General features: G+C 74.0%; 20 protein-coding genes. 12 read left to right on the top strand and 8 right to left on the bottom strand.

Going from position 1 to position 24,692, the window contains the following annotated elements; translation table 11 throughout:
• Positions 1 to 15: 15 nt before the first annotated feature.
• Both AW16_RS0114630 and AW16_RS0114620 read right to left on the bottom strand, forming a co-directional pair.
• Complete coding sequence (locus AW16_RS0114630; protein WP_029291608.1) at positions 16 to 1,338, bottom strand: UDP-glucose/GDP-mannose dehydrogenase family protein; 1,323 nt, start codon at positions 1,336 to 1,338, stop codon at positions 16 to 18.
• A gap of 974 nt (positions 1,339 to 2,312) precedes the next feature.
• Positions 2,313 to 3,785, bottom strand: coding sequence for an NCS2 family permease (locus AW16_RS0114620; protein ID WP_029291604.1), 1,473 nt, complete (start codon positions 3,783 to 3,785; stop codon positions 2,313 to 2,315).
• Positions 3,786 to 3,970: 185 nt separating this feature from the next.
• On the opposite strand from AW16_RS0114620, the gene AW16_RS0114615 reads away from it, so the two are divergent.
• On the top strand, positions 3,971 to 4,579 hold the full coding sequence (locus AW16_RS0114615; RefSeq protein ID WP_029291602.1) for a protein-tyrosine-phosphatase: 609 nt from the start codon (positions 3,971 to 3,973) through the stop codon (positions 4,577 to 4,579).
• Between the two features lie 50 nt (positions 4,580 to 4,629).
• Positions 4,630 to 4,839: a DUF2530 domain-containing protein gene (locus tag AW16_RS0114610; RefSeq protein ID WP_029291599.1), complete on the top strand. Its 210-nt coding sequence runs from the start codon at positions 4,630 to 4,632 to the stop codon at positions 4,837 to 4,839.
• Positions 4,840 to 4,910: 71 nt separating this feature from the next.
• Here AW16_RS0114610 and AW16_RS0114605 read toward each other — a convergent pair whose 3' ends face one another.
• The 4 genes from AW16_RS0114605 to AW16_RS0114590 are packed head-to-tail and all read right to left on the bottom strand — an operon-like array spanning position 4,911 to position 10,547.
• Complete coding sequence (locus AW16_RS0114605; RefSeq protein ID WP_034649424.1) at positions 4,911 to 7,916, bottom strand: sacsin N-terminal ATP-binding-like domain-containing protein; 3,006 nt, start codon at positions 7,914 to 7,916, stop codon at positions 4,911 to 4,913.
• Entirely contained in the window at positions 7,913 to 8,854 is a 942-nt protein-coding gene (locus tag AW16_RS0114600; RefSeq protein WP_034649421.1) for a DUF3027 domain-containing protein, read from the bottom strand. Before AW16_RS0114600 ends, AW16_RS0114605 begins: the two co-directional genes overlap by 4 nt.
• Before the next feature lies 1 nt (position 8,855).
• Complete coding sequence (locus AW16_RS0114595; protein WP_029291593.1) at positions 8,856 to 9,236, bottom strand: cold-shock protein; 381 nt, start codon at positions 9,234 to 9,236, stop codon at positions 8,856 to 8,858.
• A 57-nt stretch (positions 9,237 to 9,293) separates the two neighbouring features.
• Positions 9,294 to 10,547: a M20 family metallopeptidase gene (locus tag AW16_RS0114590; protein ID WP_231496077.1), complete on the bottom strand. Its 1,254-nt coding sequence runs from the start codon at positions 10,545 to 10,547 to the stop codon at positions 9,294 to 9,296.
• 92 nt (positions 10,548 to 10,639) lie between these two features.
• Here AW16_RS0114590 and AW16_RS0114585 point away from each other — a divergent pair, with 92 nt between their 5' ends.
• The 3 genes from AW16_RS0114585 to abc-f all read left to right on the top strand — a co-directional run bounded on the left by AW16_RS0114585 (position 10,640) and on the right by abc-f (position 16,371).
• A complete protein-coding gene (locus tag AW16_RS0114585; RefSeq protein ID WP_029291590.1) occupies positions 10,640 to 12,868 on the top strand; it encodes a helicase-associated domain-containing protein in 2,229 nt (742 codons plus the stop codon).
• On the top strand, positions 12,865 to 14,508 hold the full coding sequence (locus tag AW16_RS0114580; RefSeq protein ID WP_029291588.1) for a DNA repair helicase XPB: 1,644 nt from the start codon (positions 12,865 to 12,867) through the stop codon (positions 14,506 to 14,508). The genes AW16_RS0114585 and AW16_RS0114580 overlap by 4 nt, the downstream gene beginning before the upstream one ends.
• A gap of 213 nt (positions 14,509 to 14,721) precedes the next feature.
• Positions 14,722 to 16,371 (top strand): ribosomal protection-like ABC-F family protein, encoded by a 1,650-nt coding sequence (gene abc-f / locus AW16_RS0114575; protein WP_029291586.1) that lies wholly within the window; start codon positions 14,722 to 14,724, stop codon positions 16,369 to 16,371.
• Positions 16,372 to 16,399: 28 nt separating this feature from the next.
• On the opposite strand, the gene AW16_RS0114570 is transcribed toward abc-f, so the two are convergent.
• Entirely contained in the window at positions 16,400 to 17,131 is a 732-nt protein-coding gene (locus AW16_RS0114570) for a type 1 glutamine amidotransferase (protein WP_231496076.1), read from the bottom strand.
• Between the two features lie 112 nt (positions 17,132 to 17,243).
• Between AW16_RS0114570 and AW16_RS0114565 the strand changes: the two genes are divergently transcribed.
• The 7 genes from AW16_RS0114565 to AW16_RS0114530 all read left to right on the top strand — a co-directional run bounded on the left by AW16_RS0114565 (position 17,244) and on the right by AW16_RS0114530 (position 23,204).
• Complete coding sequence (locus AW16_RS0114565; RefSeq protein WP_029291582.1) at positions 17,244 to 17,960, top strand: response regulator transcription factor; 717 nt, start codon at positions 17,244 to 17,246, stop codon at positions 17,958 to 17,960.
• Entirely contained in the window at positions 17,957 to 19,522 is a 1,566-nt protein-coding gene (locus AW16_RS0114560; RefSeq protein ID WP_081861708.1) for a cell wall metabolism sensor histidine kinase WalK, read from the top strand. The genes AW16_RS0114565 and AW16_RS0114560 overlap by 4 nt, the downstream gene beginning before the upstream one ends.
• Positions 19,523 to 19,606: 84 nt before the next feature.
• Positions 19,607 to 20,374 (top strand): hypothetical protein, encoded by a 768-nt coding sequence (locus AW16_RS0114550; protein WP_051681979.1) that lies wholly within the window; start codon positions 19,607 to 19,609, stop codon positions 20,372 to 20,374.
• 84 nt (positions 20,375 to 20,458) lie between these two features.
• Positions 20,459 to 21,133 carry a hypothetical protein gene (locus tag AW16_RS0114545; protein WP_029291576.1) on the top strand — a complete coding sequence of 225 codons (675 nt, stop codon included), beginning with the start codon at positions 20,459 to 20,461 and terminating at the stop codon, positions 21,131 to 21,133.
• 182 nt (positions 21,134 to 21,315) lie between these two features.
• Positions 21,316 to 21,609, top strand: a complete 294-nt coding sequence (locus AW16_RS0114540; RefSeq protein ID WP_029291574.1) for a WXG100 family type VII secretion target — start codon at positions 21,316 to 21,318, stop codon at positions 21,607 to 21,609.
• Positions 21,610 to 21,651: 42 nt separating this feature from the next.
• Positions 21,652 to 21,918, top strand: coding sequence for a DUF4031 domain-containing protein (locus tag AW16_RS0114535; protein ID WP_029291572.1), 267 nt, complete (start codon positions 21,652 to 21,654; stop codon positions 21,916 to 21,918).
• Positions 21,919 to 21,980: 62 nt separating this feature from the next.
• A complete protein-coding gene (locus AW16_RS0114530; protein WP_029291570.1) occupies positions 21,981 to 23,204 on the top strand; it encodes a pyridoxal phosphate-dependent aminotransferase in 1,224 nt (407 codons plus the stop codon).
• Positions 23,205 to 23,208: 4 nt separating this feature from the next.
• On the opposite strand, the gene AW16_RS0114525 is transcribed toward AW16_RS0114530, so the two are convergent.
• Positions 23,209 to 24,558, bottom strand: coding sequence for an MFS transporter (locus AW16_RS0114525; protein ID WP_369794796.1), 1,350 nt, complete (start codon positions 24,556 to 24,558; stop codon positions 23,209 to 23,211).
• Positions 24,559 to 24,692: the final 134 nt, after the last annotated feature.

Raw genomic sequence — 24,692 nt, 5'->3', positions numbered from 1 at the left:
GGGTGGGGCCGGGCGTCAGGGGCGGCCGAGGGCTCGGTACGTCCAGCCCGCCGCGCGCCACGCCGCAGGGTCCAGGACGTTGCGGCCGTCGAGGATCCGCTTGTGCGCGACGACCGCACCCAGCGCGGCCGGGTCGATCGACCGGTAGTCGTCCCACTCGGTCGCGAGCAGCACCACGTCGGCGTCGCGCGCTGCGTCGAGCGCCGAGTCCGCGAACCGCAGCTCCGGCCAGCGCGCTGCGGCGTTAGGCACCGCCTGCGGGTCCGTGACGGTCACGTGCGCGCCCTGCAGGCGCATCTGCTCGGCGACGGACAGCGCCGGCGAGTCGCGCACGTCGTCGGAGTTGGGCTTGAACGCGGCACCGAGCACCGCGACGCGGCGGCCGACGATCGAGCCGTCGCACACCTCGCGCGCGAGGTCGACGACGCGCACGCGTCGGCGCATGTTCACCGAGTCCACCTCGCGCAGGAACCCGAGCGCGTCGCTGACCCCCAGCTCGCCGGCGCGGGCCATGAACGCGCGGATGTCCTTGGGCAGGCAGCCGCCGCCGAAGCCGAGGCCCGCGTTGAGGAACCGCCGGCCGATGCGGTCGTCGAACCCGATCGCGTCCGCGAGCTGCGTGACGTCCGCGCCGGTGGCCTCGCACAGCTCCGCCATCGCGTTGATGAACGAGATCTTGGTGGCGAGGAACGAGTTGGCCGCGACCTTGACGAGCTGGGCCGTCGCGTAGTCGGTCACGACGAGCGGCGTGCCCTCGGCGAGCGGCGCGGCGTAGACCTCGTCGAGCAGGGTCTGCGCACGGGCGCCGTCGTCGGTCGGGACGCCGTCGGTCGTCGGCAGGCCGTAGACCAGCCGGTCGGGGTGCAGCGTGTCCTTGACGGCGAAGCCCTCGCGCAGGAACTCGGGGTTCCACACGAGCGTCGCGCCGGTCCCCTCGAGCCGTGCCGCCAGGTCCTCCGCGGTCCCGACCGGGACGGTCGACTTGCCGACGACCAGGTCGCCTGCGCCCAGGTGCGGCAGGAGGTCGGTGAACGCCGCCTCGACGTACTGCAGGTCCGCGCGGAACTCGCCGCGCTTCTGGGGGGTGCCCACGCACAAGAAGTGCACGTCCGCGCCCGCGGCGTCCGCCATCTCGGTGCTGAACGAGAGCCGGCCGGTCGCCCCTGCGGACGTCAGCAGCTCGGGCAGACCCGGCTCGTAGAACGGCGCCTTGCCCGCGCGCAGCGCGTCGACCTTCGCGACGTCCACGTCGATCCCGACCACCTCGTGGCCGAGCGACGCCATCGCGGCGGCGTGCACCGCGCCCAGGTAGCCGCAGCCGATGACACTGATGCGCACAGGTTCTCCTCGGGGTCCGTGGTCACCAGGAGCCTACAGATGCGGCCGTCCGTGTCCGTCACCCCGGCCGCGACAACCGCAGGTCGATTCGGTCTCAGATTGCGAGACCGCCATTGCGGCAAGGAACTGGCACCTGGGACGGTCCGTGTCCGAATGATCCAGAGATGATGGGGGAAATAATGAAGATTGCACGCCGATTCGCGGTCGCGAGTGCCACGCTTGCGCTCGCTGCGGGCGCCACGCTCGTTGGGACTTCCGCAAACGCCGCCACCACGTACAGCAGAACGGTCACCTCCACCAAGTGGGTGAGCCTTTCGTCAATCGGAACCTGTGCGAAGGTCACCATGAGTGCGACGGCGAAGTTCACCATCGCGACGCGAGCAGGAGGGACCCTGCACGTCTACGACAACCGCCGACTCGAGAAGCCTCGGATCACGGTCGCGACGTTCAGGAACGAGAGCGGGTGCAGCGCCGTATTTCCCCCGACTTCTGTCACGAAACTCACCATGACGCAGCGTTGGTACGACTACAGATGCGGCGGGAGCCTGTCAATGACGGCTGGACTACCTTGGGCAGTGGGTGTCGGTGGAACGTACTCCTGCGGCTCCGTCAAGCGTGCGACCGCCACGACCTCTTACGGTTCGGGGAGTTCCTTCACCCACACGGGTGAGGACACCATCTCGTTCTCCGAGGAGACCGACTACTGGGTTCAGCCGTACGGCTCCCGGCCGATCATCTATCAGGACACATGCTTTCGAGCGGACGCAACGGTTATCGCGTACAAGGGCACCAGCTCGGCAAGTAGCACGCCGACCTTCACTCTGTGCACACGCGTGTGAGCCGAGCGCGGACGATCGGTTGAGATCGCCCTCCTCCTGACCACGGTAGCCAGCGGCGACACACGTGCTCGGTCCGGTCGAGATCAAAGGCCCTCGATCGGACCGGGCACGTCAGCCACCACGCACCAGTCCAAGTCATCCCAACCAGTTGGATAGCGGACCGCGGACGAAATACAGGACGAACATGGCCGCGATGAGCCACATGAGCGGGTGCAGCTTGCGCGCCTTGCCGACGACGACCTGCAGGATCACGTAGAAGATGACGCCCGCGCCGATGCCCGCGGTGATCGAGTACGTGAACGGCATGAGCACGATCGTGAAGAACGCCGGCACGGCGATCTCGTAGCTCTTCCAGTCGATGCCGGACACCTGCGTGACCATGAGGTAGCCGACGACGACGAGCGCGGGAGCGGCGGCCTCCGACGGGATGATCTTGACGAGCGGCGCGAGGAACGTCGCGAGCAGGAACGCGATGCCGGTGACGACCGACGCGAGGCCGGTGCGCGCGCCCTCGCCGACACCCGCGGCGGACTCGATGTAGCTGGTGTTGCTCGAGATGCCCGCGGCGCCACCGGCGGCGGCGGCGATCGAGTCGACGACGAGGATCTGCTGCGTGCGCGGCGGGTTGCCCTTCTCGTCGAGCAGGCCGGCCTCGGAGCCGACGGCCACCATCGTGCCCATCGTGTCGAAGAAGTCCGCGAGCAGCAGCGAGAACACCAGCAGGACGACGGCGACGACGCCGATCTTGTGGAACGAGCCGAACAGCGAGAAGTGGCCGAGCAGGCCGAAATCCGGGGTGTCGACGATGGTGGTCGGCCACTTGGGGACATTGAGGCGGAACCCCGCGGGGTTCGGCGTGCCATCCGCACCGAACGCTCCGCCGACCTTGGCGATGGACTCGACGACGATCGCGACGATCGTCGTGACGACGATCGAGATGAGGATCGCGCCGCGGACCTTCTTGGCCATGAGGACGACCATCAGGACCAGCCCGACGACGAACACGAGCAGAGGCCACGTGGAGATCGATCCGGCGGGGCCGAGCTGCACGGGCGGGCTGTCGACGCCCGTGCTGCGGATGAATCCCGAGTCGACGAGCCCGATGAACGCGATGAACAGGCCGATGCCGACCGAGATCGCGGTCTTGAGCCACACCGGCACCGCGTTGAACACCGCCTGCCTGAACCCGGTGAGCACCAGGATCAGGATGATCACGCCCTCCATCACCACGATGCCCATGGCGTCGGCCCACGTCATGTCGGGCAGCGCGGCAATCGAGACGGCGACGACGGCGTTGATGCCGAGGCCCGTGGCGAGCGCGAGCGGGAAGTTGGCGACGGTCCCCATGAGGATGGTCAGGACGCCCGCGACCAGGGCGGTCGTGGCGGCGATGGTCGCCGGCGAGGCGAGCGACGCGCCGGTGCCGTCCTTGCCGCCCAGGATGATCGGGTTGAGCACGATGATGTACGCCATCGTGAAGAACGTGACGAGGCCACCACGGACCTCGGTGCCGATCGTCGAGCCACGCTCGCTGATCTTGAAGTAGCGGTCGAGCGCGTTGGTGGGGCGCGCGGGCGCGGCGGGGGCCGCCTTCTCGGTCGAAGCCATGGCGCGAAGTGTGTCAGACATGTGTTTCCGACGTGTAGACGTGCTGGTCAGACGTCCAGCTCGACCACGTCCGGCGCTGTCGCGCATCACCCCGGCGGGTGGAGTTCGGGCCTGGCGTTGCCCCGATCGGTCCACGGTCCACGCAGCGAGGCCCCGACGCGGGCATGCGTCGGCAGAATGACCCCGTGCCGACAGCCCAGCCCGTGCGCGTCCTCGCCGTCTGCACCGGCAACGTGTGCCGGTCGCCGGCCATCGAGCGCCTGCTCGCAGCAGGTCTCGGCGCGACCTGGCGCGGTGCGGCCCCTCGCGGCCTGCCGCCGGCCATCGAGGTGTCGTCGGCGGGTGTCGGGGCGGTGGTCGGGAGCCCGATGACGCTCGAGATGCAGGAGCTCGTCGCGTCCCGGGGCGGTGTGCCCGGCGAGTTCGCCGCGCGTGCGCTGACGTCCGAGATGGTCGCCGCGAGCGACCTGGTGCTCGCGGCCACGCGCCAGCACCGCGCGGCCGTCGTGGAGCTGTTCCCCGCGGCCGTGCGGCGGACGTTCACGCTGCGCGAGCTCGCGCGGCTGGCGGCGGGCGTCGACCCCGCCGACCTGCCGGGCGCGGGTGCGACGACCGCGGACCGACTCACCGCCCTCGTGCGGCTCGCGACGATGCGCCGCGGGATGACCCCCGCCGCGCGCCCGCAGGACGACGACGTCGTCGACCCTTACGGCGGCGACCGCAGGACGTACGCGACGAGCTTCGGGCAGCTGGTGCCCGCGGTCGAGACGATCGTGGCCGCGGTCCGCCGCTGACACAGGTGACGCCGGCCACCCGGCGACGCGCACCGGACTACGCTGCACGCGTGCCCGAGGACCACCCGCCCGTCGAACCGTTCCAGGTCGACTTCGTCCGCGTCATGACCGTCGGCACGCTCGTGTGGGTCGCCGCGCTCGTCGTCACGCTCGTCCTCCTGGCGACCGGCACCGTCGGCGGGATCCCCGTCGCCGTCTGCGCCGCCGGCGCCGCGCTCGGTCTGCTGGGCCGGGACTGGGCGGTCCGGCACCGCCCCTGAGCGAGACTGCCCACAGCCAGAGCGAGCCTGAACGGACTGGAGCGGACCGGAGCGGACCGGAGCGAGCACCGTCAGGGCTCGACGACCGACCCCAGCACCGCATCGGCCGCGCGCGAGGGGTCGGCGAGCACCGCCTCGACCGCGAACCGCAGGTCCCAGCGCCCCGCGGCCTGCGCGAGCGCCGCCGCCAGACCCGCGGCGTGCACCGCGTGCGGCACGCCGTCGGCCACCCACCACTCGACGTCGACACCGTCGACGCGCAGCTCGTCGTGCTCGAACCAGGTGGTCGACGCGCCCTCGACGTCGGGCAGGACCTCCAGGACGCCCGGGGGCACGGCGGCCGGGCGTCCCTCGTCGGCCCGCGCGCCGACGTCGAGCACGCCGTCCGCGAGGTCGCCGGAGCGCGACAGGTCGAGCGCGTGCGCCGCGGCGGCCGGGTCCGCGGCGGGGACCATCGCGGCGAGGTCCGTCCGCTGCCACCACATCGGCGAGTCGGCGACGGCCGCGTCGGCCGACCGGACCACGCGCACCTCCCCGGGGCCGACGAGCGCGGGCACGTGCGCGGGCGGCTCGTCGGGGGCGGCCCACCGCCACACCGCGGCCGCGACCGCGGGCTCGACGGCCGCCCCCACGACGAGCCCGTCGAGCAGAGCGGTCCAGGCTGCGCCGTCCAGCTCCGACGGACCGGCGACTCCCCCGAGAGCTCGCTGCACCGCGTCGTCGAGCCCCGCCACGACGCCCGGTGCGGGGCGCAGCAACGGGTCGCGACGACCCCCGAGCGCGAACGGTCGCCCCAGGCCGAGACCGGCGCGCGTGCGCAGCCACCACGCCGCGTACCCAGGCGCGGACGTCCCGTCCTCGCCGCGCACCGGGTCGAGGAGCGCGCGCCGAGCCTCGGGGTCCTCGGCCAGGCGCGTGAGCAGGTCCGGCCAGCGCGCGTCGTCGACAGCGTCGAGGTCTGCGACCGCCGCGACCCGGCCGGCGTACGCGCCCGGCCCGAGCGCCTCCGCGAGATGGCGGAGGTACTGCTCCCACCCGTCGAGCGACTGCGCGACGAGCACCGACGGGTCGTCGTCGGGCCCCGCTTCGAGCACCGCGGGATCGGCCACCACGTCCTCGACGGCCACCACGACGACGTCGCGCCGGACCCCGAGCGCGACGAGCGCGTCCGCGCCCCAGCGGTCCACGAGGTCGAGCGCGACGGGCGCCATCACGCGGTCGTCGAGCAGCGCCGCGGCCGGCGAGCCCGGCAGCACGAGGCCGTCCGCGGGGGTCGGCTCGCCGTCGGCGGCCGTGAGCTCGAGCAGCCCGGTCCACGCCCGCACGTCCGCGGGCAGGCCGGTGTCCTCCGCGGCGGCCGCGAGCGCGAGCACGGTCGTCGTGACGGTGTCGTCGTCCGGCTCGTCGAGGCCGACGCGCCGCACCTCGGGGCGCCGCAGCAGCCCCACCGCATCGACCTCGGCGGCGCCCACACGCACCAGCAACCGGTGCGCGGCGGCGGGGTCGACGAGCCGGACGCCCCAGCCGACGAGCGACGCGAGCACGTCGCCGCCCAGCTCCCGCGCCACCTCGTCGGCCACGAGCACCGTCCCGCGCGCGCCGCGCACCACGCGGCCGCCGACGAGCGGGACGGGCAGCGAAGCGAGCGCCTCGCGCGCCCGGTCGTCGACCGTGAGCGCGTCCAACGCGTCGTAGAGCTCGCGCCAAGCGCCGTCGTCGGGCGCCGGGAGCTCCTCGACGAGGTCGGCGAGAGGCCTCACCTCGACCCCGAGCGACCGCGCCTGCGACCGCCGCCCGGGCGGGACGACGACGAGCCCGGCCACCCGGCGCCCGAGCGCCGCGAGCGCGGCGGGCGGCACGTCCCCGTCGACCGCGACCGCGAGCGGCGCCGCGACCATGCCCGTGCCGTCGGCGCGCTCGAGCAGCGGCCGACGGGCGAGCGCGGCGACCAGCCGGGGACGCAGCGCGTCGTCGAGCGGACCGGCTGCGAGGCCTGTGGGGACGAGGGCGAGCGGGTCGTCCGCGCGCTCGGCAAGCTCGGCGTAGGCCTGCGCCGCGTGGTCCAGGAGCGCGTCCGTGAGGGGGCCGCGGGCGACGTGGCGGCGCGTCGGGTCGAGCGGGAGCGTCGCGACGAGCAGCGCGGGCAGGTCGAGGCGTTCGTCGGTGGGCGTGGGCGCGTGCACCACGCGGGCGGCGCCGGGTCGCGCCGACGAGCCCGCCGACGAGCCCGACGTCCCCGCCGCGGGCAACGCCCACGTCACGCGCCACGACCGCGCGGAGCGCTCCTCCACCGGACGGTCGGCGAGCAGCGCGAGGGGCAGCTCACCCTCGGCGGTCACGACCGTCCACCGGTCCTGCACGTCCGCGAGCCGGCGCGGCGCGGCGTCGTCGTCCTCGACGACGATCTCGACGAGGCCCGGAAGCGCGAGCAGCAGCGCGTCGTCGACCTGGAGCAGCAGCGCGCGCACCTCGTCGGCGGCGACCTCGTCGCGCAGCTCGAGCACCACCGCGGTGTCGTAGCCCGTGGGCGGGCGGCCGTCCGCGGGCAGGGGCAGGCGCAGCGCGGGCAGCGAGCCGTCGCGGCGGCGGACCTCGTCCGCGAGCGCGGGGTGCTCGCGTGCCGCGTCGGCGACGAGCTGTGCGGTGTCCCGCAGCCCGAAGCGCACTCCGCCGCTCGTCGAGAGCACGCTCACGTCGTCGGACACCGCACGCACCGCTGCGAAGCCGACCCCGTACCGGCCGACGAGCCGGTCGGTCGCGTCCCGCTTCGACGACGCGCGCATCGAGGCGAGCGACGCGACCCCGGCCTCGTCGAGCGGCGCCCCGGTGTTGGCGGCGACGAGCGTCGGCCGGCCCGTGCCGTGCGTCAGCCGCAGCAGGAGCCGGCCGGGGACGCCGGCGCGAGTCGCGGCGTCGGCGGCGTTCTGCGCGAGCTCGACGACGACGCGGTCGCGGTAGTACCCGCGGGCGTGGTCCTCCTCGACGTTCGCGTCCTCGCGCAGCCGTGCGGGCGACGCGGTCCACGCCCCCAGGGCGGCCGCGCGCAGCGCGGCGGTGCCGAAGGGGTCGGCGCTCACGCCCGGGGGTCGGCCTCGTCGTCCGCGACGGGCTCGTCGTGGACCGGCTGGTCGGCTGCGGGCTCGTCGGCTGCGGGGTCGTCGGCTGCGGGGTCGTCGGCGACGGGGTCGTCGGCCGGGCTGTCGTCCGTCAGGCTCGCGTCCGTCGCGACCTCGTCCGCCGCGCCGTCGACCGCGACCGGACCGCCGAGCGGGGGCAGCACGTCGATCGCGAGCTCGTCGATCAGCGGGTCGGGTGCGGGCCAGTCGCTCGGCCCGGCCTCCGCACCGGTCTGCGAGTGCGCGCCGCACCCGTGGTCCAGGCTCACGACCTTGCCGTCGTCGGGCGACCACTCGTTGACGCACACGCCGAACATCGTTCCGAGCCGCCCCTGCAGCGGGACGACGAATCCGCAGGTCATGCACGCCGCGGCGGACGCGACCGCACCGGGCGTCGTCGGCCCGTGCGAGCCGCGGTACCAACGCTCGGCCGCCTCGTCGATGCCCTGCGGGGACAGCACGCGCACGCGGGCGAGCGCGAGCTCGTCGATCGCGACCTCGTCGAGCTCGGGGTCGCCCGTGGGCGTCCAGCCGGGCTCGAGGCGGGGGTCGTCGGCGCGGAACGGCAGGACGTCTCCGGGGCCGACGTCGCCGGGGCGCAGCCGCTCGGACCACGGCACCCACGTCGCGGCGAGGATCGCGTCGTCGCCCGGCAGCAGCTCCGCCTCGCACACCGTCGCGACACGGCCGCGCGGCACGCGCGACACCGTGACGGTCCACTCCCAGCCGCGATACCCGCGGGCGAGGCACGCGAAGCGGTGCGAGACGAGGCGCTCGCCCTCCACGACGACGCCGAGGTGCTCGCCGACGTCGGCGGGGTTCTCGGCGAGGTCGAGCGCGACCTCGCGCGCGAGGTCGACCGCGGAGCGGAGGACGGCATCCTTGGTGGCGGTCGCCATGTCAGGCCTCGAGGTCGTCGGCGACGGCGCGCAGCAGCGTCGCGTACTGGGTCGCGCGGGCCTTCTCGGGGTACCGGCCGCGGCGCAGGTCGTTGCCCACGCGGTCCAGCACCTTGATGAGGTCCTCGATGATGACCGCCATGTCGTCGGCCGGCTTGCGCGCGACCTTGGCGACCGACGGGAGCGGGTCGAGGATCTTCACGGACAGTGCCTGCGGGCCGCGGCGGCCGTCGGCGACGCCGTAGTCGACCTTGGTGCCGGGCTTGGGCTGGACGCCCGCGGGAAGCGCGGAGGCGTGCAGGAACACCTCGCCGCCGTCGTCGTCGGCGATGAAGCCGAAGCCGCGCTCGGTGTCGAACCACTTGACCTTGCCGGTGGGCACGGCACACCTCGTTCTGCTCGTGGGTACTGCTGGGTGGGTGCTGCTGGGTGGGGTACGTCAGCCTCCCAGGCTACCGTCCGCGACCGCTTCCCCGAGCCTGTCGAGCGCGAGCGCCGCGAGCAGCGCCGAACCGGTCACGAGCGCGGAGTCGTCGAACCGCGCCTGCGCCGAGTGGTTGTAGGGCGCGGTGGTGTGGTCGAGCCCCGGCGGGGTGGCTCCGACGAACACGAAGGCCCCGGGCACCTCCTGCAGCACGAACGAGAAGTCCTCGCCGCCCGCGAGCGGCTGCTCCATCGGCACCCACGCCTGGTCGCCGAGCAGCTCACGCGTGACGCGCTCGGTGCGCGCCAGCTCGTCGGCGTCGTTGCGCGTGACCGGGTAGCCCCGGTGGTACTCGACCTCCGCGGTCAGCCCGTGCGCCGCGGCGACGTGCTCGCACACGCGCGTGATGCGCTCGGGGATCGACTCCCACGTGCCCTGCGAGAACGTGCGCACGGTGATCAGCAGCTCGGCGGTCGACGGGATGACGTTGTGCACCGTGCCGGCCTGGATCGAGCCCACCGTGACGACGACCGGGTCGAACGGGTCGATCTGCCGGGTCACCAGCGCCTGCAGCGCGAGCACGATCTCGGCCGCGACCGGGACGGGGTCGAGCGCGCGGTGCGGTGCGGAGCCGTGACCGCCCTCGCCGCGGACGACGACGCGCACGTCGTCGGTCGCCGCGAGCGCGGCACCCGGGCGCCCGCACACCGTGCCGCCCGGCGTGAGCGCCGAGGAGACGTGCACGCCGTACGCCGCGACCACACGCTCGCCCGCCGCGTCGAGGACGCCACCCGCGACCATCGGCTCGGCGCCGCCCGGTCCCTCCTCGCCGGGCTGGAACATGAGCACCACCGAGCCGGCGATCTCCTCGCGCCGCGCAGCGAGCAGACGAGCCGCGCCGACGAGCCCCGCGACGTGCAGGTCGTGCCCGCACGCGTGCATGACGCCGGGGTGCTCGGACGTGAACTCCTCGCCGCTGTCCTCCGCGACGGGCAGCGCGTCCATGTCACCGCGCAGCAGCACCGCGGGTCCGGGCCGGCCACCGCGCAGCACCGCGACCACCGACGACATGTCCTCGCCGGTGGTGATCTCGAGGTCGAGGTCCGCGAGCGCGTCGAGCACGAGGCGCTGCGTCTCGGGCAGGTGCAGCCCCAGCTCCGGGACGCGGTGCAGCGCGTGCCGCAGGTCGGCGATCTCCTGCTGCTGCGCGAGGGCGTCGGCGAGCAGACGGTCGTGCGGCTGGGATTGCGTCGGCGCGGCCTCGGGCACGGCTTCCTCCTGTGGTGACGGTGGTCGTCCGCACGCTACCCGCGTGCGACCGACCCGGCGCCGGCGCGGACCCGCCGCGTAGGATCGTGCGGATGTCCACGTTCACGGCGTACCTGCGCTCCCGTCCCGACGACGAGCTCGTCGCGCTGCTGCAGGCCCGCTCCGACCTGGCCTCCCCTGCGCCGGGGAACGTGTCGTCGCTGGGCGTGCGTGCGACGAGCCGTGCATCGCTCGAGCGGGCGCTCGCCGGCGTGGACGCCGGTGTGCTGCAGGTGGTCGAGGCGGTCGTCGCGCTCGGCCCGGACGTGGACCTCCGGGCCGCGATCGCGCGGGACGCGGACGACCTCCCCCTCGTGGACGCGGCGCTGGCGCAGGCCGTCACGCTCGCGCTGGTGTGGTCGGACGACGACGACGGCCGGCACGCCGCCCCCGGTCTCGCCGAGCTGCTCGGTCCGTACCCCGCGGGGCTCGCCCCGGCTGTCGCCGCCCCCCGCGACGTCGACCTGTCCGTGCTCGCCGACGCTCCGCGTGGTGCCGAGGCGATCCTCGACGCCCTCACGTGGGGCCCGCCCGTGGGCGTCGCGCCGGCCGCCGCCGCGGGGGCGATCGACTGGCTCGTGCGTCACCACCTGCTCACACGCACCGACGCGCGCCACGTGCTGCTCCCGCGGGCCGTCGCGCTGCGTCTGCGCGAGGGCCGTTCGCACCCGGCCGCGAGCCGCCCGCCCGCACCGCTGATCGCGACCCGCGCGAGCGCGACCGTCGACGCCGAGTCCGCCGCCGCGGGCGAGCACCTCGTGCGGCTCGTCGCGCGGCTGCTGCGCACCTGGGAGCAGACCCCGCCCGGGGTGCTGCGGGCGGGCGGCCTGGGTGTGCGCGAGCTGCGCCGCGTGGTGCAGACGCTCGACGTCGACGAACGGCTCGCGGCGCTCGTCGTCGAGGTCGCCGGTGCAGCCGGGCTCGTGGCCGACGACGGCGACGAGCAGCCGTCGTTCGTCCCGACCGTCGCGTTCGACGAGTGGTCCGCGCTCCCGCTGCCCCAGCGCTGGGCGCGGCTGGCCGCCGCGTGGCTCGCGTCGCCGCGGGCCGCGTGGCTCGTCGGCACGCGCGACGACGGCGGCGGGGTGCGTGCGGCGCTCGACCCAGAGCTCGTGCGGCCGTGGGCGGCGCGCCTACGGCGCTCGGTGCTCGAGTCGGTCGCGGGCCTGCCGCACGGGGCCGCACCCGACGACGACGCCGTGCGCGACCTCCTGGCGTGGCGCACCCCGCGCGCGGTGCCGCCCGCGTCGGCCGTCGCAGCGGTGCTGCAGGAGGCCGGGGCCCTGGGCGTTCTCGGCGCGGGTGCGCTCGGCGGTGCCGGCCGCGCGCTGCTCTCGTCGGCCGACGACGCCGCGACCGCGTTCGACGCCGCGCTGCCGCCCGCGGTCGACGAGATCCTGCTGCAGGGCGACCTCACCGGCATCGTGCCGGGCCGGCCGTCCGACGAGCTCGACGACCTGGTCGAGCGCACCGCGCACGTCGAGTCGCGCGGCGGCGCCGTCACGGTGCGGTTCAGCGCGGACTCGGTGCGACCGGCGTTCGACGCAGGCGCCACCGCGGACTCGCTGCTCGCGGACCTCGCGGTGCACGCCCGCGGTCCGGTCCCCCAGCCGCTCGAGTACCTGGTGCGCGACGCCGCACGCACGCACGGCCGGCTGCGCACCGGGTCGGCCTCGTCGTACCTGCGGGCCGACGACCCGACGCTGCTCGCGGGCCTCGCCGACGACCCCCGACTGTCCGGCCTCGGCCTGTTCGCGCTCGCGCCCACCGTGCTGGCCTCCCCCGCGCCGGCGCGGGAGCTGCTCGACACGCTGCGTGCGCACGGGCTCGCACCCGTCGCGGAGACGCCCGACGGGCACGTCGTGCACCTCGCGCCGCAGGTCCGCCGCGTGGTCCGTCGGGACCGGCGGGGCCGGCCGCGCACGGCCGAGGAGCCCGCGGCACCCGACCTCGCGACGGTCGTCGCCCGGCTCCGGACGCCGGAGAGCACGCCGCGCGCCGCTCCCGCTCCGGTGTCGACGTCCGGGCCCGCGCCCCGCGGAACAGACCAGCCGGGCGACGCGTTGGTGCTCCTGCGCGAGGCGGCCGAGAACCGCACCCAGGTGTGGGTCGAGCTCGTCGGCCCGACCGGCAGGCCCGAGGAACGTCTCGTGCGCCCCCTGCGCGTGGACGGCGGTCGCCTGCGCGCGGTCGACGCCCGGCGCGAGTCCGAGCTGAGCGTCGCCGTGCACCGCATCGCGTCCGTGCGCCCGTACGACCCCACCACCGAGGAGAGCGCGTGAGCGACGGCCCGCTGATCGTCCAGAGCGACAAGACCCTGCTGCTCGAGGTCGACCACGACCAGGCCGACGCGTGCCGCCGCGCGATCGCCCCGTTCGCCGACCTCGAGCGCGCGCCCGAGCACGTGCACACCTACCGGCTGACCCCGCTGGGCCTGTGGAACGCGCGCGCCGCGGGCCACGACGCCGAGCAGGTCGTCGACGTGCTGCTCGAGTACTCGCGCTACCCGGTGCCGCACGCGCTGCTCGTCGACGTCGCGGAGACGATGGCGCGCTACGGGCGGCTGCAGCTCGTGCAGCACCCGACCCACGGGCTCGTGCTGCACGCCCTCGACCCGGCCGTGCTGGCCGAGGTGGTGCGCTCGAAGCGCACCGCGGGGCTGCTGGGGGCGCGGCTCGACGAGACCGACGTCGTCGTGCACCCGTCCGAGCGCGGGCACCTCAAGCAGGTGCTGCTCAAGCTCGGCTGGCCCGCGGAGGACCTCGCGGGGTACGTGGACGGCGAGGCCCACGCGATCTCGCTCGAGCAGGACGGCTGGTCGATGCGGCCGTACCAGCAGCAGGCGGTGGACGGGTTCTGGCACGGCGGCTCGGGCGTCGTCGTCCTGCCCTGCGGTGCCGGCAAGACGATCGTCGGCGCGGGGGCCATGGCGAAGTCGTCGACGACGACACTCATCCTGGTGACCAACACCGTCAGCGCCCGGCAGTGGCGCGACGAGCTGGTGCGGCGGACCACGCTGACCGAAGACGAGATCGGCGAGTACTCGGGCGCCCGCAAGGAGATCCGCCCGGTCACGATCGCGACGTACCAGGTGCTGACGACCAAGCGGAAGGGCGTGTACTCGCACCTCGAGCTGCTGGACGCACGCGACTGGGGCCTCGTCGTGTACGACGAGGTCCACCTGCTGCCCGCACCGATCTTCCGCATGACGGCCGACCTGCAGGCCCGCCGCCGGCTCGGGCTCACGGCGACCCTGGTGCGCGAGGACGGGCGCGAGGACGAGGTGTTCTCGCTCATCGGACCCAAGCGGTTCGACGCGCCGTGGAAGGACATCGAGGCGCAGGGCTACATCGCACCCGCGGAGTGCGTCGAGGTGCGGCTCACCCTGCCCGACCACGACCGCATGGCGTACGCGACCGCCGAGCCCGAGGAGAAGTACCGGCTCGCGGCGACCGCCTCGGGCAAGAACCGGGTGGTCGAGCGGCTCGTCGCGAAGCACGCGGGCGAGCCGACGCTCGTCATCGGCCAGTACCTCGACCAGCTGCACGAGCTCGCCGAGCACCTGGACGCCGACCTCATCACGGGCGAGACGACGGTCCGCGAGCGCCAGCGGCTGTTCGACGCGTTCCGCACGGGCGAGATCAGCAAGCTCGTGGTGTCGAAGGTCGCCAACTTCTCGATCGACCTGCCCGAGGCCTCGGTCGCCATCCAGGTGTCGGGCTCGTTCGGGTCCCGCCAGGAGGAGGCGCAGCGCCTGGGCCGCATCATGCGCCCCAAGCAGACGGGCCGGACCGCGCACTTCTACACGGTCGTCGCACGCGACACGGTCGACCAGGAGTTCGCCGCCCACCGCCAGCGCTTCCTGGCGGAGCAGGGTTACTCCTACACGATCGTTGACGCGGAGGACCTGGAGGTCGCGTAGCGGAGGGTGGGGGCGACGCAGGAGCACCCGCCCGCAGCGCAGCGACCTCCAGGTCCGACCACGGGTGCGGAGGACCTGGAGGTCGCGTAGCGGCCACCCCACCCCGCTGTGTGAAGCGTTATGCCTCTCGCAGCCACCAAACGCTTCACGTTCGCCGCCCTGAGCGGGGGCGGGCCGGAAAACGAGTGGCGGGCGCCTGGGACGATGGATCCCATGACTGCGACGGTTCAGGTACGTGGGGTCGCCGCAGGGTTCGGCGACAGGGAGCTGTTCTCGGGCGCCGAGCTCGTCGTCGCGCCGGGGGACGTGGTGGGGCTCGTCGGGCCCAACGGCTCGGGCAAGTCCACGCTGCTGCACATCCTCGCGGGGCTGCGCGCACCCGAGCAGGGCGCGGTGCAGGTCTCGCCACCGGGCGCGGCGCTGGGGCTGCTCGCGCAGGAGGTCGAGCGTCGGGCCGACGAGTCCGTGCGCGCGCATCTCGAGCGCCGCACGGGTGTGACCGACGCCCAGCAGCGCATGGACGCCGCCGCGACCGGGCTCGCGGAGGGCGCGGACGGCGCCGACGACGAGTACGCGCAGGCCCTCGAGCGGTGGCTGGCGCTCGGCGGGGCCGACCTCGACGCACGCATCGGCACGGTCGCGGCCGACCTGGGGCTCGACGTCGACCTCGACCTGCCCATGACCGCGCTGTCGGGAGGCCAGGCCGCGCGCGTCGGGCTCGCGGCCCTGCTGCTGTCGCGCTTCGACCTGTACCTGCTCGACGAGCCGACGAACGACCTCGACGCCGACGGCATCGACCGCCTCGAGCAGTTCGTGCAGCGCGCGGACGCGCCGGTCGTCGTCGTGAGCCACGACCGCGAGTTCCTGGCGCGCACGGTGACGACCGTCGTCGAGATCGACCGCAGCCTGCAGCAGGTGCGCGTCTACGGCGGGAGCTACGACGCGTACCTCGACGAGCGATCGATCGCCCGCCAGCGCGCCCGCGAGGCGTACGAGGCCTACACGGGCCGTCTCGAGCAGCTCCAGGCGCGCGCACGCCGCCAGCGCGCCTGGATGGAGAAGGGCGTGCGCAACGCGCGGCGCAAGGCGACGGACAACGACAAGTTCATCCCGAAGTTCCGCGGCGAGACCTCCGAGAAGCAGGCCGCGAAGGCCGCGCAGACGGATCGCGCGATCGAACGGCTCGAGGTCGTCGACGAGCCCCGCAAGGAGTGGCAGCTGCAGATGTCGATCGCCGCGGGGCCGCGCTCGGGTGACGTCGTCGCGACCGCCCGCGCCGCGGTGGCGCGGCGGGGCGACTTCGAGCTCGGCCCGGTGGACCTGCAGCTCGACCGTCAGGACCGGGTCGCGGTGACGGGGCCGAACGGGTCGGGCAAGACGACGTTGCTCGCGATGCTGCTGGGGCGGCTCGCGCCCTCGTCGGGCACGGTGGCGCTGGGCTCAGGTGTGCTCGTGGGCGAGGTCGACCAGGCGCGTCACGCGTTCGAGGGCGACGACACGCTGCTCGACGCGTTCTCGCGCGAGGTGCCGGACTGGCCCACCGCCGACGTGCGCACGCTGCTCGCGAAGTTCGGCCTCGCGGGCCACCAGGTGCACCGCACGGCCGCGTCGCTCTCCCCCGGCGAGCGCACGCGCGCCGCGCTCGCGCTCCTGCAGGCGCGCGGCGTGAACCTGCTCGTGCTCGACGAGCCCACCAACCACCTGGACCTGCCCGCGATCGAGCAGCTCGAGCAGGCGCTCGACTCGTTCGACGGCACGATCCTGCTGGTGACGCACGACCGGCGGATGCTCGAGACCGTGCGGCTCACGCGCCGCTGGCACGTCGAGGCCGGGACCGTCACCGAGGTGACGCCCGACGAGTGACGGTCGGGCCACGGTCGAACAGGCAGCCTCAGACGCTGACGCGCTCCGCCGCGACCGCCCGCACGTGGTCCAGGAACCCGGCGGCGATCGTCGCGCCGATCTCCACGATCTCGTCCTCGTGCTCCGCGTACTGCGCGAGCAGGTCGTCGACGTCGAGGCCGCCGTCCGCGAGCGCCCAGCCGCGCAGCGTCTCGGCCGACGTCTCGGGGTGGAACTGCAGTCCCCAGCCGGAGCCGATGCGGAACGCCTGGTACGGGTACTGGTTCGAGGACGCGAGCCACACCGCGCCCGCGGGCAGGTCGACGACCGCATCCGCGTGCAGCGTCGGCTGCCGGGTCGCGCGTCGGTCGCTCAGCCCGGCGACGAGCGGCCCGACGACCGCGTCGGCCGCCGACTCCGCGCGCCAGAACACCTGCACCACACCGGCCTCGACCCCGGGAGGGGCCGCGACCTGCACGCGCCCGCCGCGCGCGACGGCGAGCAGCTGCGCGCCCAGGCACACGCCGAGCGTCGGCACGCCGGAGGCGGTGGCCTGCGCGAGGAGCTCGCGCAGCGCGGGCAGCCACGGCGCGGTCTCGTCGTCGCGCACGCTGAGGTGCCCGCCGAGGACGACGAGCCCGTCGCCGACCTCGTCGAGCGCGGGGACGGCGTCGCCGAGGTCGGCGCGCACCACACGGACGTCGACACCCGCGAACCAGCCCTGGAGGCGGTCGAGGGGGACGTCCGGCGAGTTCTGTACCACGGTCAGCACGAAAGTCACCGCACGACGGTACAACCGGCGCGCGGGTGGTCCGAAATATCCGTCCGTGCCACGACGTGCACGTCCACCCGACGTCCAGCGGGCTCCCAGGCTCGCGCGCCAAGATGAGGGCATGACTGCGCCGGAGGCCACGCTGCTCGTCGTCGACGACGAGCCCAACATCCGCGAGCTGCTCGCCACGTCGCTACGCTTCGCGGGCTTCGAGGTGCACGCCGCGGCGGACGGCGGCTCCGCGCTGCGGCTCGCGCGCGACGTCGAGCCGGACCTCGTGGTGCTCGACGTGATGCTGCCGGACATGGACGGGTTCACCGTGACGCGGCGCATGCGCGAGAAGGGCCAGCACACGCCCGTGCTGTTCCTCACCGCGCGGGACGACACCGCGGACAAGGTGCAGGGCCTGACGGTCGGCGGCGACGACTACGTGACGAAGCCGTTCAGCCTCGAGGAGGTCGTCGCCCGCATCCGCGCGATCCTGCGGCGCACCAGCGCGGACGCCGACGACGACGCGCGTGTGCTGCGCTACTCCGACCTCGAGCTCGACGACGACTCGCACGAGGTCCGCCGCGCGGGCGTCGAGGTGGAGCTGTCCCCGACCGAGTTCAAGCTGCTGCGCTACCTCATGCTCAACCCCGGCCGCGTGCTGTCGAAGTCGCAGATCCTCGACCACGTGTGGCAGTACGACTGGGGCGGCGACGCGAACATCGTCGAGTCCTACATCTCCTACCTGCGCCGCAAGATCGACCACGTGCAGACCCCCGACGGCGGCAGCGTGCAGCCGTTGATCCACACCAAGCGCGGGGTCGGGTACCTGCTGCGCGCGCAGTCGTGAACGTCGTCCCGGCCGCGGTGCGCACACGGTGGTCCGCGGTGCCGCTCGTCGGGCGGCTCGTCGCGATCACCACGGCGCTGCTGGCCGTCGGGCTGCTGGTCGCGGGCGGCGTGACGACGACGCTGCTCGAGCGGAGCCTCGTCTCGCAGATCGACCACAAGCTGGTGACCGAGGGTCACGCGTCCGCGGAGGCGCTGACGAAGTCGGAGTTCAGCGGGTGGGGTGGCGACGGGTCGCAGATCCCGACCGACTACTTCATCCAGCTCACCGCGGCGAACGGGCTGTCGAACAGCTACTCGCGTCCGACGGTCCAGAGCGAGAACGGCACGCCCAAGGTCCCGTCGATGACGGCCGACCAGGTGGTGGACCGCCGCGGCGACCCGTTCACCGTGCGGTCCAGCAAGGCCGGTGCGTCGTGGCGCGTCGTCGTGTACCCCGTGTTCGTCAACGGTGACCAGTACTTCGGGTCGGTGGCCGTGGCGCTGCCGCTCAGCGGTGTGCAGGACACGGTGCGCGACCTCGTGATCGTGCTCGTGCTGTCCGGGCTCGTGATCGTGCTCGCGGGCGCCCTCGCGGGCCGCTGGGCCGTGCGACGGTCGCTGCGTCCCTTGAAGGAGATCGAGACGACCGCCGCCGCGATCGCCGCGGGAGACCTGTCGCAGCGCGTGCCGACCGCACCCTCGTCGACCGAGGTGGGGCGCCTGGGCGACGCCCTCAACGGGATGCTCGCGCAGATCGAGGAGGCGTTCGGCGCGCGCACCGCGTCCGAGGCCCGCATGCGACGGTTCGTGTCCGACGCGTCGCACGAGCTGCGCACGCCGCTCGCGACCATCCGCGGGTACGGCGAGCTGTACCGCATGGGTGCGCTCACGGACCCGGCGCAGGTCGACGACACCATGCAGCGCATCGAGGGGTCCGCCGTCCGCATGAGCGGCCTGGTCGACGACCTGCTCGCGCTGGCCCGCCTCGACGAGGGCCGGCCGCTGCACCGCGAGCCCGTGGACCTGGCGCGGCTCGCCTCCGACTCCGCGTCCGACCTGCACGCGCTCGACCCGTCGCGTGCGGTGGCGGTGGTGGGGCTCGACGGGTCCGGCGCTCCTGCCTCCGTGGTGGTCGACGGCGACGAGGCGCGGCTGCGACAGGTGCTCGTCAACCTCGTCGGGAACGTCGCGCAGCACACCGCACCCGGGACGGCCTGCGAGATCGCGGTGGGGGTCGACGCGTCCGAGCCGCAGCCGCGCGGGGTCGTCGAGGTGCGCGACCACGGCGCCGGCATCGACCCCGAGCACGCGACGCGAGTGTTCGAGCGTTTCTACCGCGTCGACCCGTCGCGCGGGCGCTCGTCGGGCGGGTCGGGGCTGGGCATGGCGATCGTCGCGGCGATCGTCGAGGCGCACGGCGGGGCCGTCGACCTGTTCGCGACGAGCGGCGGCGGCACGACCGTGCGGGTCGCGGTGCCGCTGCACGTGACCGGTGCGGGCGGCGCGTCGTCGGCGGCACCGATCGCCACGGCGACGGTCGAGCCGTCGCGCGAGCCGACGAGCGCGCCCACGACCACCTGACGGACGTCGTCCACACCGCCTGCGGCGGACCGTTCCAGGCGGGGCTAACATGGCGGGGCCTGTCGTCGTCGTGAGGGTTGGTTGATGGGCGTCCATGACGCACCGCAGTGGCTGCTGGCGGCGTTCCAGCGCAGCGCACGCGGAGCAGGTGCCACGGCGCCCGACGACGAGATCCGCGACACCGGTCAGCTGCTGATCGACCGCTGGTCCGAGCAGGGCCGCGAGTTCCACAACCTCAAGCACCTGGTCGACGTGCTGGTGCGCGTCGACGAGCTGGCCGAGGAGACGCACGAGCCGGACCTGGTCCGCCTCGCAGCCTGGTACCACGGAGCCGTGTTCGACTCGGCCGACCGCAAGGCGTACGCCAACCGCGGCGGCGAGGACGAGGCCGCGAGCGCGACGCTCGCCGTCGAGGAGCTCACCGCGCTCGGCATCCCGGCGGCCCGCGTGCAGCGCGTGCACGACCTGGTCACGGCGCTCGTGCGCCACAACCCCGACCCCGCCGACTTCGACTGCGCGGTGCTGTGCGACGCGGACCTCGCCATGCTCGCCGCCGAGCCGCAGCGCTACAAGGCCTACCTGCACGGCCTGCGCGCCGAGTACTCCCACCTCCCGGTCGAGGACTACGTCCGCGCGCGCATGCGCATCCTGCGCAAGCTGCTCGCTCGTCCGACGCTGTTCTCCTCGCCGCTGGGTGCGGTGTGGGAGGAGCCCGCGCGGCAGAACGTGTCCGCGGAGCTGCAGCGGCTGGAGAAGGAGCAGGCCGCGATCGACGCGGCGGCCGCGGCGGTGCCGGCGAACGGGAGCGACGACGCCGATCACGGGGGCGGTGCGAGAGCCGACGAGACGTAGCCGATCTCGGCTCGGCGCCGCTCGCCGACGCGAGCGACCGGTCAGCGGCTCCAGCCCGGGCTGCGGCCGTCCGATAGGACCAGGGTGCCCCCTCTCGCCTACGTGCTCGTCGGCTCCCTGGCCCTCGCGGCGCTGCTGACGATCCGGTGGGTGCCGCGCCGCTCGGACTCGCTGGGGCGCAGGCGCCCGTTCCCTCGCATCAGCGTGGGACTGTGCGTGGCGATCGCGATCGGGTGCGCCGTCCCGCTCTGGACCCACGCCCGCCTCGAGGCCCGTCTCGAAGGAGCGGCGGGCAAGATCGTCGGCGAGCCCGTCCGCGTGCACTGCCAGACGTCGGGCCAGGCGTTCCTCGACGTGGGCGCCGAGCTCGGCTGGGTGCGCTGGGGGCCGGACGGCGTCCCCGAGCACTCGACGCTCATCAAGCGCGGGCCGTGCGCCGACCTGAGCGCGTGGCTCCGCTCGTCGAAGCGGGACCCGTCGTCCGACGAGGTGGTCGCGGTGCACGTGCTGACCCACGAGGCGATGCACATGTCGGGGATCAAGAACGAGGCGCACGCGGAGTGCGCAGCGATGCAGCGCGACGCCGCCATGGCCGTCGCGCTCGGCGCCTCGCCCGCGCAGGGGGCCGAGCTGGCCAGGCGCTACTGGCTCGAGACGTACCCGCAGATGCCGTCCGAGTACGTGCGCGGCTGCGGGGCCGGCAGCGAGTACGACGAGGGCCTGCCGAACCCACCGTGGGCAGACGAGACGACGGGCTGACCTGGCCCGTCGCGCTCCCCCGGGCCGACCGCGACGCGGCACGGCCCAGCCGTCCACAGCACGCGGTTCACGAGGGGCGGCCCACAGCCGCGCCCACGCAGCGCGCCGGTGCCGACGGCGCCCTCCTACGTTCGGGTCCTCAGCACGCGCCGCAAGGCGCCGGACCCGCCGGGAGGCAACGCATGAGCAGGTACGAGGTCGACAGCGCACAGGTCACCGCCGCGGCGGGCGCGGTCCGGACGAGGGCGGCGACGATCCGCTCCGAGGTCGCGGCGATGCAGCGTCAGCTCACCGACCTGCAGGGCTCGTGGCGGGGCGCCGCCGCCGGCCAGTTCGCGGCGCTCATGGCCGAGTGGGGCACGGCCTCGACGCGGCTCGACCACGCGCTCGGGCAGATCAGCACCGCGATGCAGAGCGCCGGTCAGACGTACGCGGAGGCGGAGCAGCGCGCCGCCCGGCTGTTCACGCCGTCGTGACGAGAGCGCTCGTCCGCCCGGTCCGCACGTAGGCTCGGGCGGGTGAGCGTGCTCGTCGACCCCGCGATGTGGCCGCGGCACGGGCGGCTGTGGGGGCACCTGGTGAGCGACTCCTCGCTCGCGGAGCTGCACGCGTTCGCCGCGTCGGCCGGCATCCCCGAGCGCGGGTTCGACCGGGACCACTACGACGTGCCCGACGAGATGCACGCGCGGCTCGTCGCGCTCGGGGCGGAGCCCGTCTCGGCGGGCGAGCTCATCCGGCGCCTGCGCGCCTCGGGCCTGCGGGTCCCGGCGCGCGACCGCGGGTAACGGTGGCGCGCAGCGGTCTGCGCGGCGGCGGTCGCGCGCGACTCGGGCGATAGCCTCCGGGTATGCCGCTGCGCCCGCTCGACCAGTCGTCGAAGCTCAAGAACGTCCTGTACGAGATCCGCGGTGCGGCGCTCGAGGAGGCCGCGCGGCTCGAGGCCGACGGGTACAGCGTCCTCAAGCTCAACACCGGCAACCCGGCGGCGTTCGGGTTCGACGCACCGCACCAGATCGTGCGTGACGTCGTCGCCGCGATCCCGAGCGCGCACGGCTACACGGAGAGCCGCGGGATCCTCTCGGCCCGTCGCGCGGTGGTCACGCGCTACGAGACCGAGCCGGGCTTCCCCGAGCTCGACGTCGACGACGTGTACCTCGGCAACGGCGTGTCCGAGCTCATCACGATGGTCATGCAGGCTCTGCTCGACGAGGGGGACGAGGTGCTCATCCCCTCCCCCGACTACCCGCTGTGGACCGCGATGACCTCGCTGTCCGGTGGCACTCCCGTGCACTACCGGTGCGACGAGAGCAACGGGTGGCAGCCGGACCTCGAGCACCTCGAGTCCCTCGTCGGCCCGCGCACCAAGGCGATCGTCGTCATCAACCCGAACAACCCCACCGGCGCGGTGTACAGCCGCGAGACGCTCGAGGGCATCGCCCGGATCGCGCGCGAGCACAGCCTGCTGCTGCTGTCCGACGAGATCTACGACCGGATCCTGTTCGACGGCGCACGCCACATCCCGCTCGCCACCGTCGCACCCGACCTGCTGGTGCTGACGTTCAACGGGCTGTCGAAGACGTACCGCGTCGCGGGCTTCCGCTCGGGCTGGCTCGTCGTGACCGGGCCGCGCGCGCACGCGACCGGGTTCCTCGAGGGGATCACGCTGCTCGCCTCGACCCGCCTGTGCCCCAACGTGCCCGCGCAGCACGCGGTGCAGGCGGCGCTCGGGGGCGTGCAGAGCATCGACGCGCTCATCGCACCCGGCGGCCGGCTCCACGAGCAGCGCGAGGTCGCGTGGCGCGGGCTGACGTCCATCCCGGGTGTCGACTGCGTCAAGCCCGACGGCGCGCTCTACCTGTTCCCCCGCCTCGACCCCGAGGTGCACGAGATCCACGACGACGCCAAGCTCGTGTACGACCTGCTGGTCGCGGAGCACGTGCTCGTCGTGCAGGGCACCGGCTTCAACTGGCCGCACCCGGACCACCTGCGACTGCTCACGCTGCCCGAGGCGCGCGTGATGTCCGAGGCGGTCGAGCGGATCGGCAACTTCCTGGCGTCGTACCGCCAGTAGCGGGTCAGCCGGCAGCCGCGTGCCGGTCGCGCGGCATCGCGGCCGCGGCGACGAGCGTCAGCACGGCGACGACGAGCACCGCGACGAGCGCCTCCCGCACCGCGACCTGCAGCTGCGCGGGATGCGTGTCGCCGTCGACCCCGCGCAGCGAGGCGTTGACGATCGCACCGAGCACCGCGACGCCGACCGCCGACCCGACCGAGCGCGCGAACAGGTTGGCTCCCGTGACCACGCCGCGCTCCCCCCACTCCACGCTCGACTGCGCGGCGATGAGCGTGGGCGACGCGGTGAGTCCCAGACCCAGGCCGATGACGAGGCACGAGCCGCCGACGGTGACGACCGACGGGGACGACGACGCGAGCAGGAGCCCCGCGCACCCGAGCACGACAATCGTCGTCCCCACCAGCGCCGTGACCCGGAACCCGACGCGCAGGTACAGCCGCCCGGACTGCGACGCCGAGATCGGCCAGCCGATGGTGAGCATCGCGAGCGTGAGCCCCGACACGAGCGGTGAGACGCCGAGCAGCGCCTCGAGGTATGACGGCACGTACGACGTGAGCCCGATGAGGATCACGCCGACGCCGACCGAGACGAGCGCGCTCGTCGCGAGCAGCCGGCGCGACAGGAGGCGCAACGGCAGGACGGGTTCCGCGGCACGCTGCTCGACGCGCAGGAACGCCGCGAGCAGCACGACGCCCGCCCCGAGCACGCTTGCGCTCGGCACCGACACCCACGCCCAGGCGTTGCCGCCCTCGAGGATCCCGAGGATGAGCAGGCTCAGCGACCCCGTGAGCAGCGCGCCGCCCGTCCAGTCGACGGTGTGCTCGCGCTTCTCGATGCTCTCGTGCAGGCGCGTCCAGATGAGCCACGCCGCGAGCAGGCACAGCGGCACGTTGACGAAGAAGATCCACCGCCAGGACAGGAACTGGCTGAACACGCCGCCGAGCGTCGGGCCGACGACCGACGAGATCCCCCACACGCTCGCGATGTACCCCTGCACCCGCGCGCGCTCGGCCACCGAGTAGATGTCACCGGCGATCGTCACGGCCATGGGCTGCACCGCGCCCGCCCCGAGCCCCTGCACGGCGCGGAACGCGATGAGCGCCGGCATGGACCACGCCACGCCGCACAGCACGGACCCGCCCAGGAACAGACCGATCCCGACGAGCACCACGGGCTTGCGCCCCCACGTGTCCGCCAGCTTGGAGTAGATCGGCACCGTCACGGCCTGCGTCAGCAGGTAGAGCGAGAACAGCCACGGGAACGACGTGAAGCCGCCCAGCTCGCGCACGATCGTCGGGACCGCGGTCGCGAGGATCGTCGAGTCGATCGCGACGAGCCCCGTCGTGACCATGATCGCGACGAGCACGGGCCCGCGCTCGGACCGGAACCCGACGTCGGCCCTGCTCACCTGCTGCACGCAGGCAACTCAACGTCGCCGCCGACCGCACCGCAACCGCGTCTCGCCACCCGCGCGCCGCCCCCACC

It is taken from the genome of Cellulomonas sp. HZM (assembly GCF_000708885.1).
In the GTDB taxonomy this organism is placed as follows: Bacteria; Actinomycetota; Actinomycetes; order Actinomycetales; family Cellulomonadaceae; genus Cellulomonas.
This window is presented reverse-complemented; position numbering and strand designations above follow the sequence as displayed.

Bases quoted from the DNA above. Each gene is read 5' to 3' on its own strand.
- AW16_RS0114600 (WP_034649421.1), bottom strand. From the start codon at position 8,854: ATGGCGACCGCCACCAAGGATGCCGTCCTCCGCTCCGCGGTCGACCTC.
- abc-f (WP_029291586.1), top strand. From the start codon at position 14,722: ATGACTGCGACGGTTCAGGTACGTGGGGTCGCCGCAGGGTTCGGCGAC.
- AW16_RS0114550 (WP_051681979.1), top strand. From the start codon at position 19,607: ATGGGCGTCCATGACGCACCGCAGTGGCTGCTGGCGGCGTTCCAGCGC.
- AW16_RS0114565 (WP_029291582.1), top strand. From the start codon at position 17,244: ATGACTGCGCCGGAGGCCACGCTGCTCGTCGTCGACGACGAGCCCAAC.
- AW16_RS0114585 (WP_029291590.1), top strand. From the start codon at position 10,640: ATGTCCACGTTCACGGCGTACCTGCGCTCCCGTCCCGACGACGAGCTC.
- AW16_RS0114620 (WP_029291604.1), bottom strand. From the start codon at position 3,785: ATGGCTTCGACCGAGAAGGCGGCCCCCGCCGCGCCCGCGCGCCCCACC.
- AW16_RS0114530 (WP_029291570.1), top strand. From the start codon at position 21,981: ATGCCGCTGCGCCCGCTCGACCAGTCGTCGAAGCTCAAGAACGTCCTG.
- AW16_RS0114540 (WP_029291574.1), top strand. From the start codon at position 21,316: ATGAGCAGGTACGAGGTCGACAGCGCACAGGTCACCGCCGCGGCGGGC.
- AW16_RS0114525 (WP_369794796.1), bottom strand. From the start codon at position 24,558: ATGGTCACGACGGGGCTCGTCGCGATCGACTCGACGATCCTCGCGACC.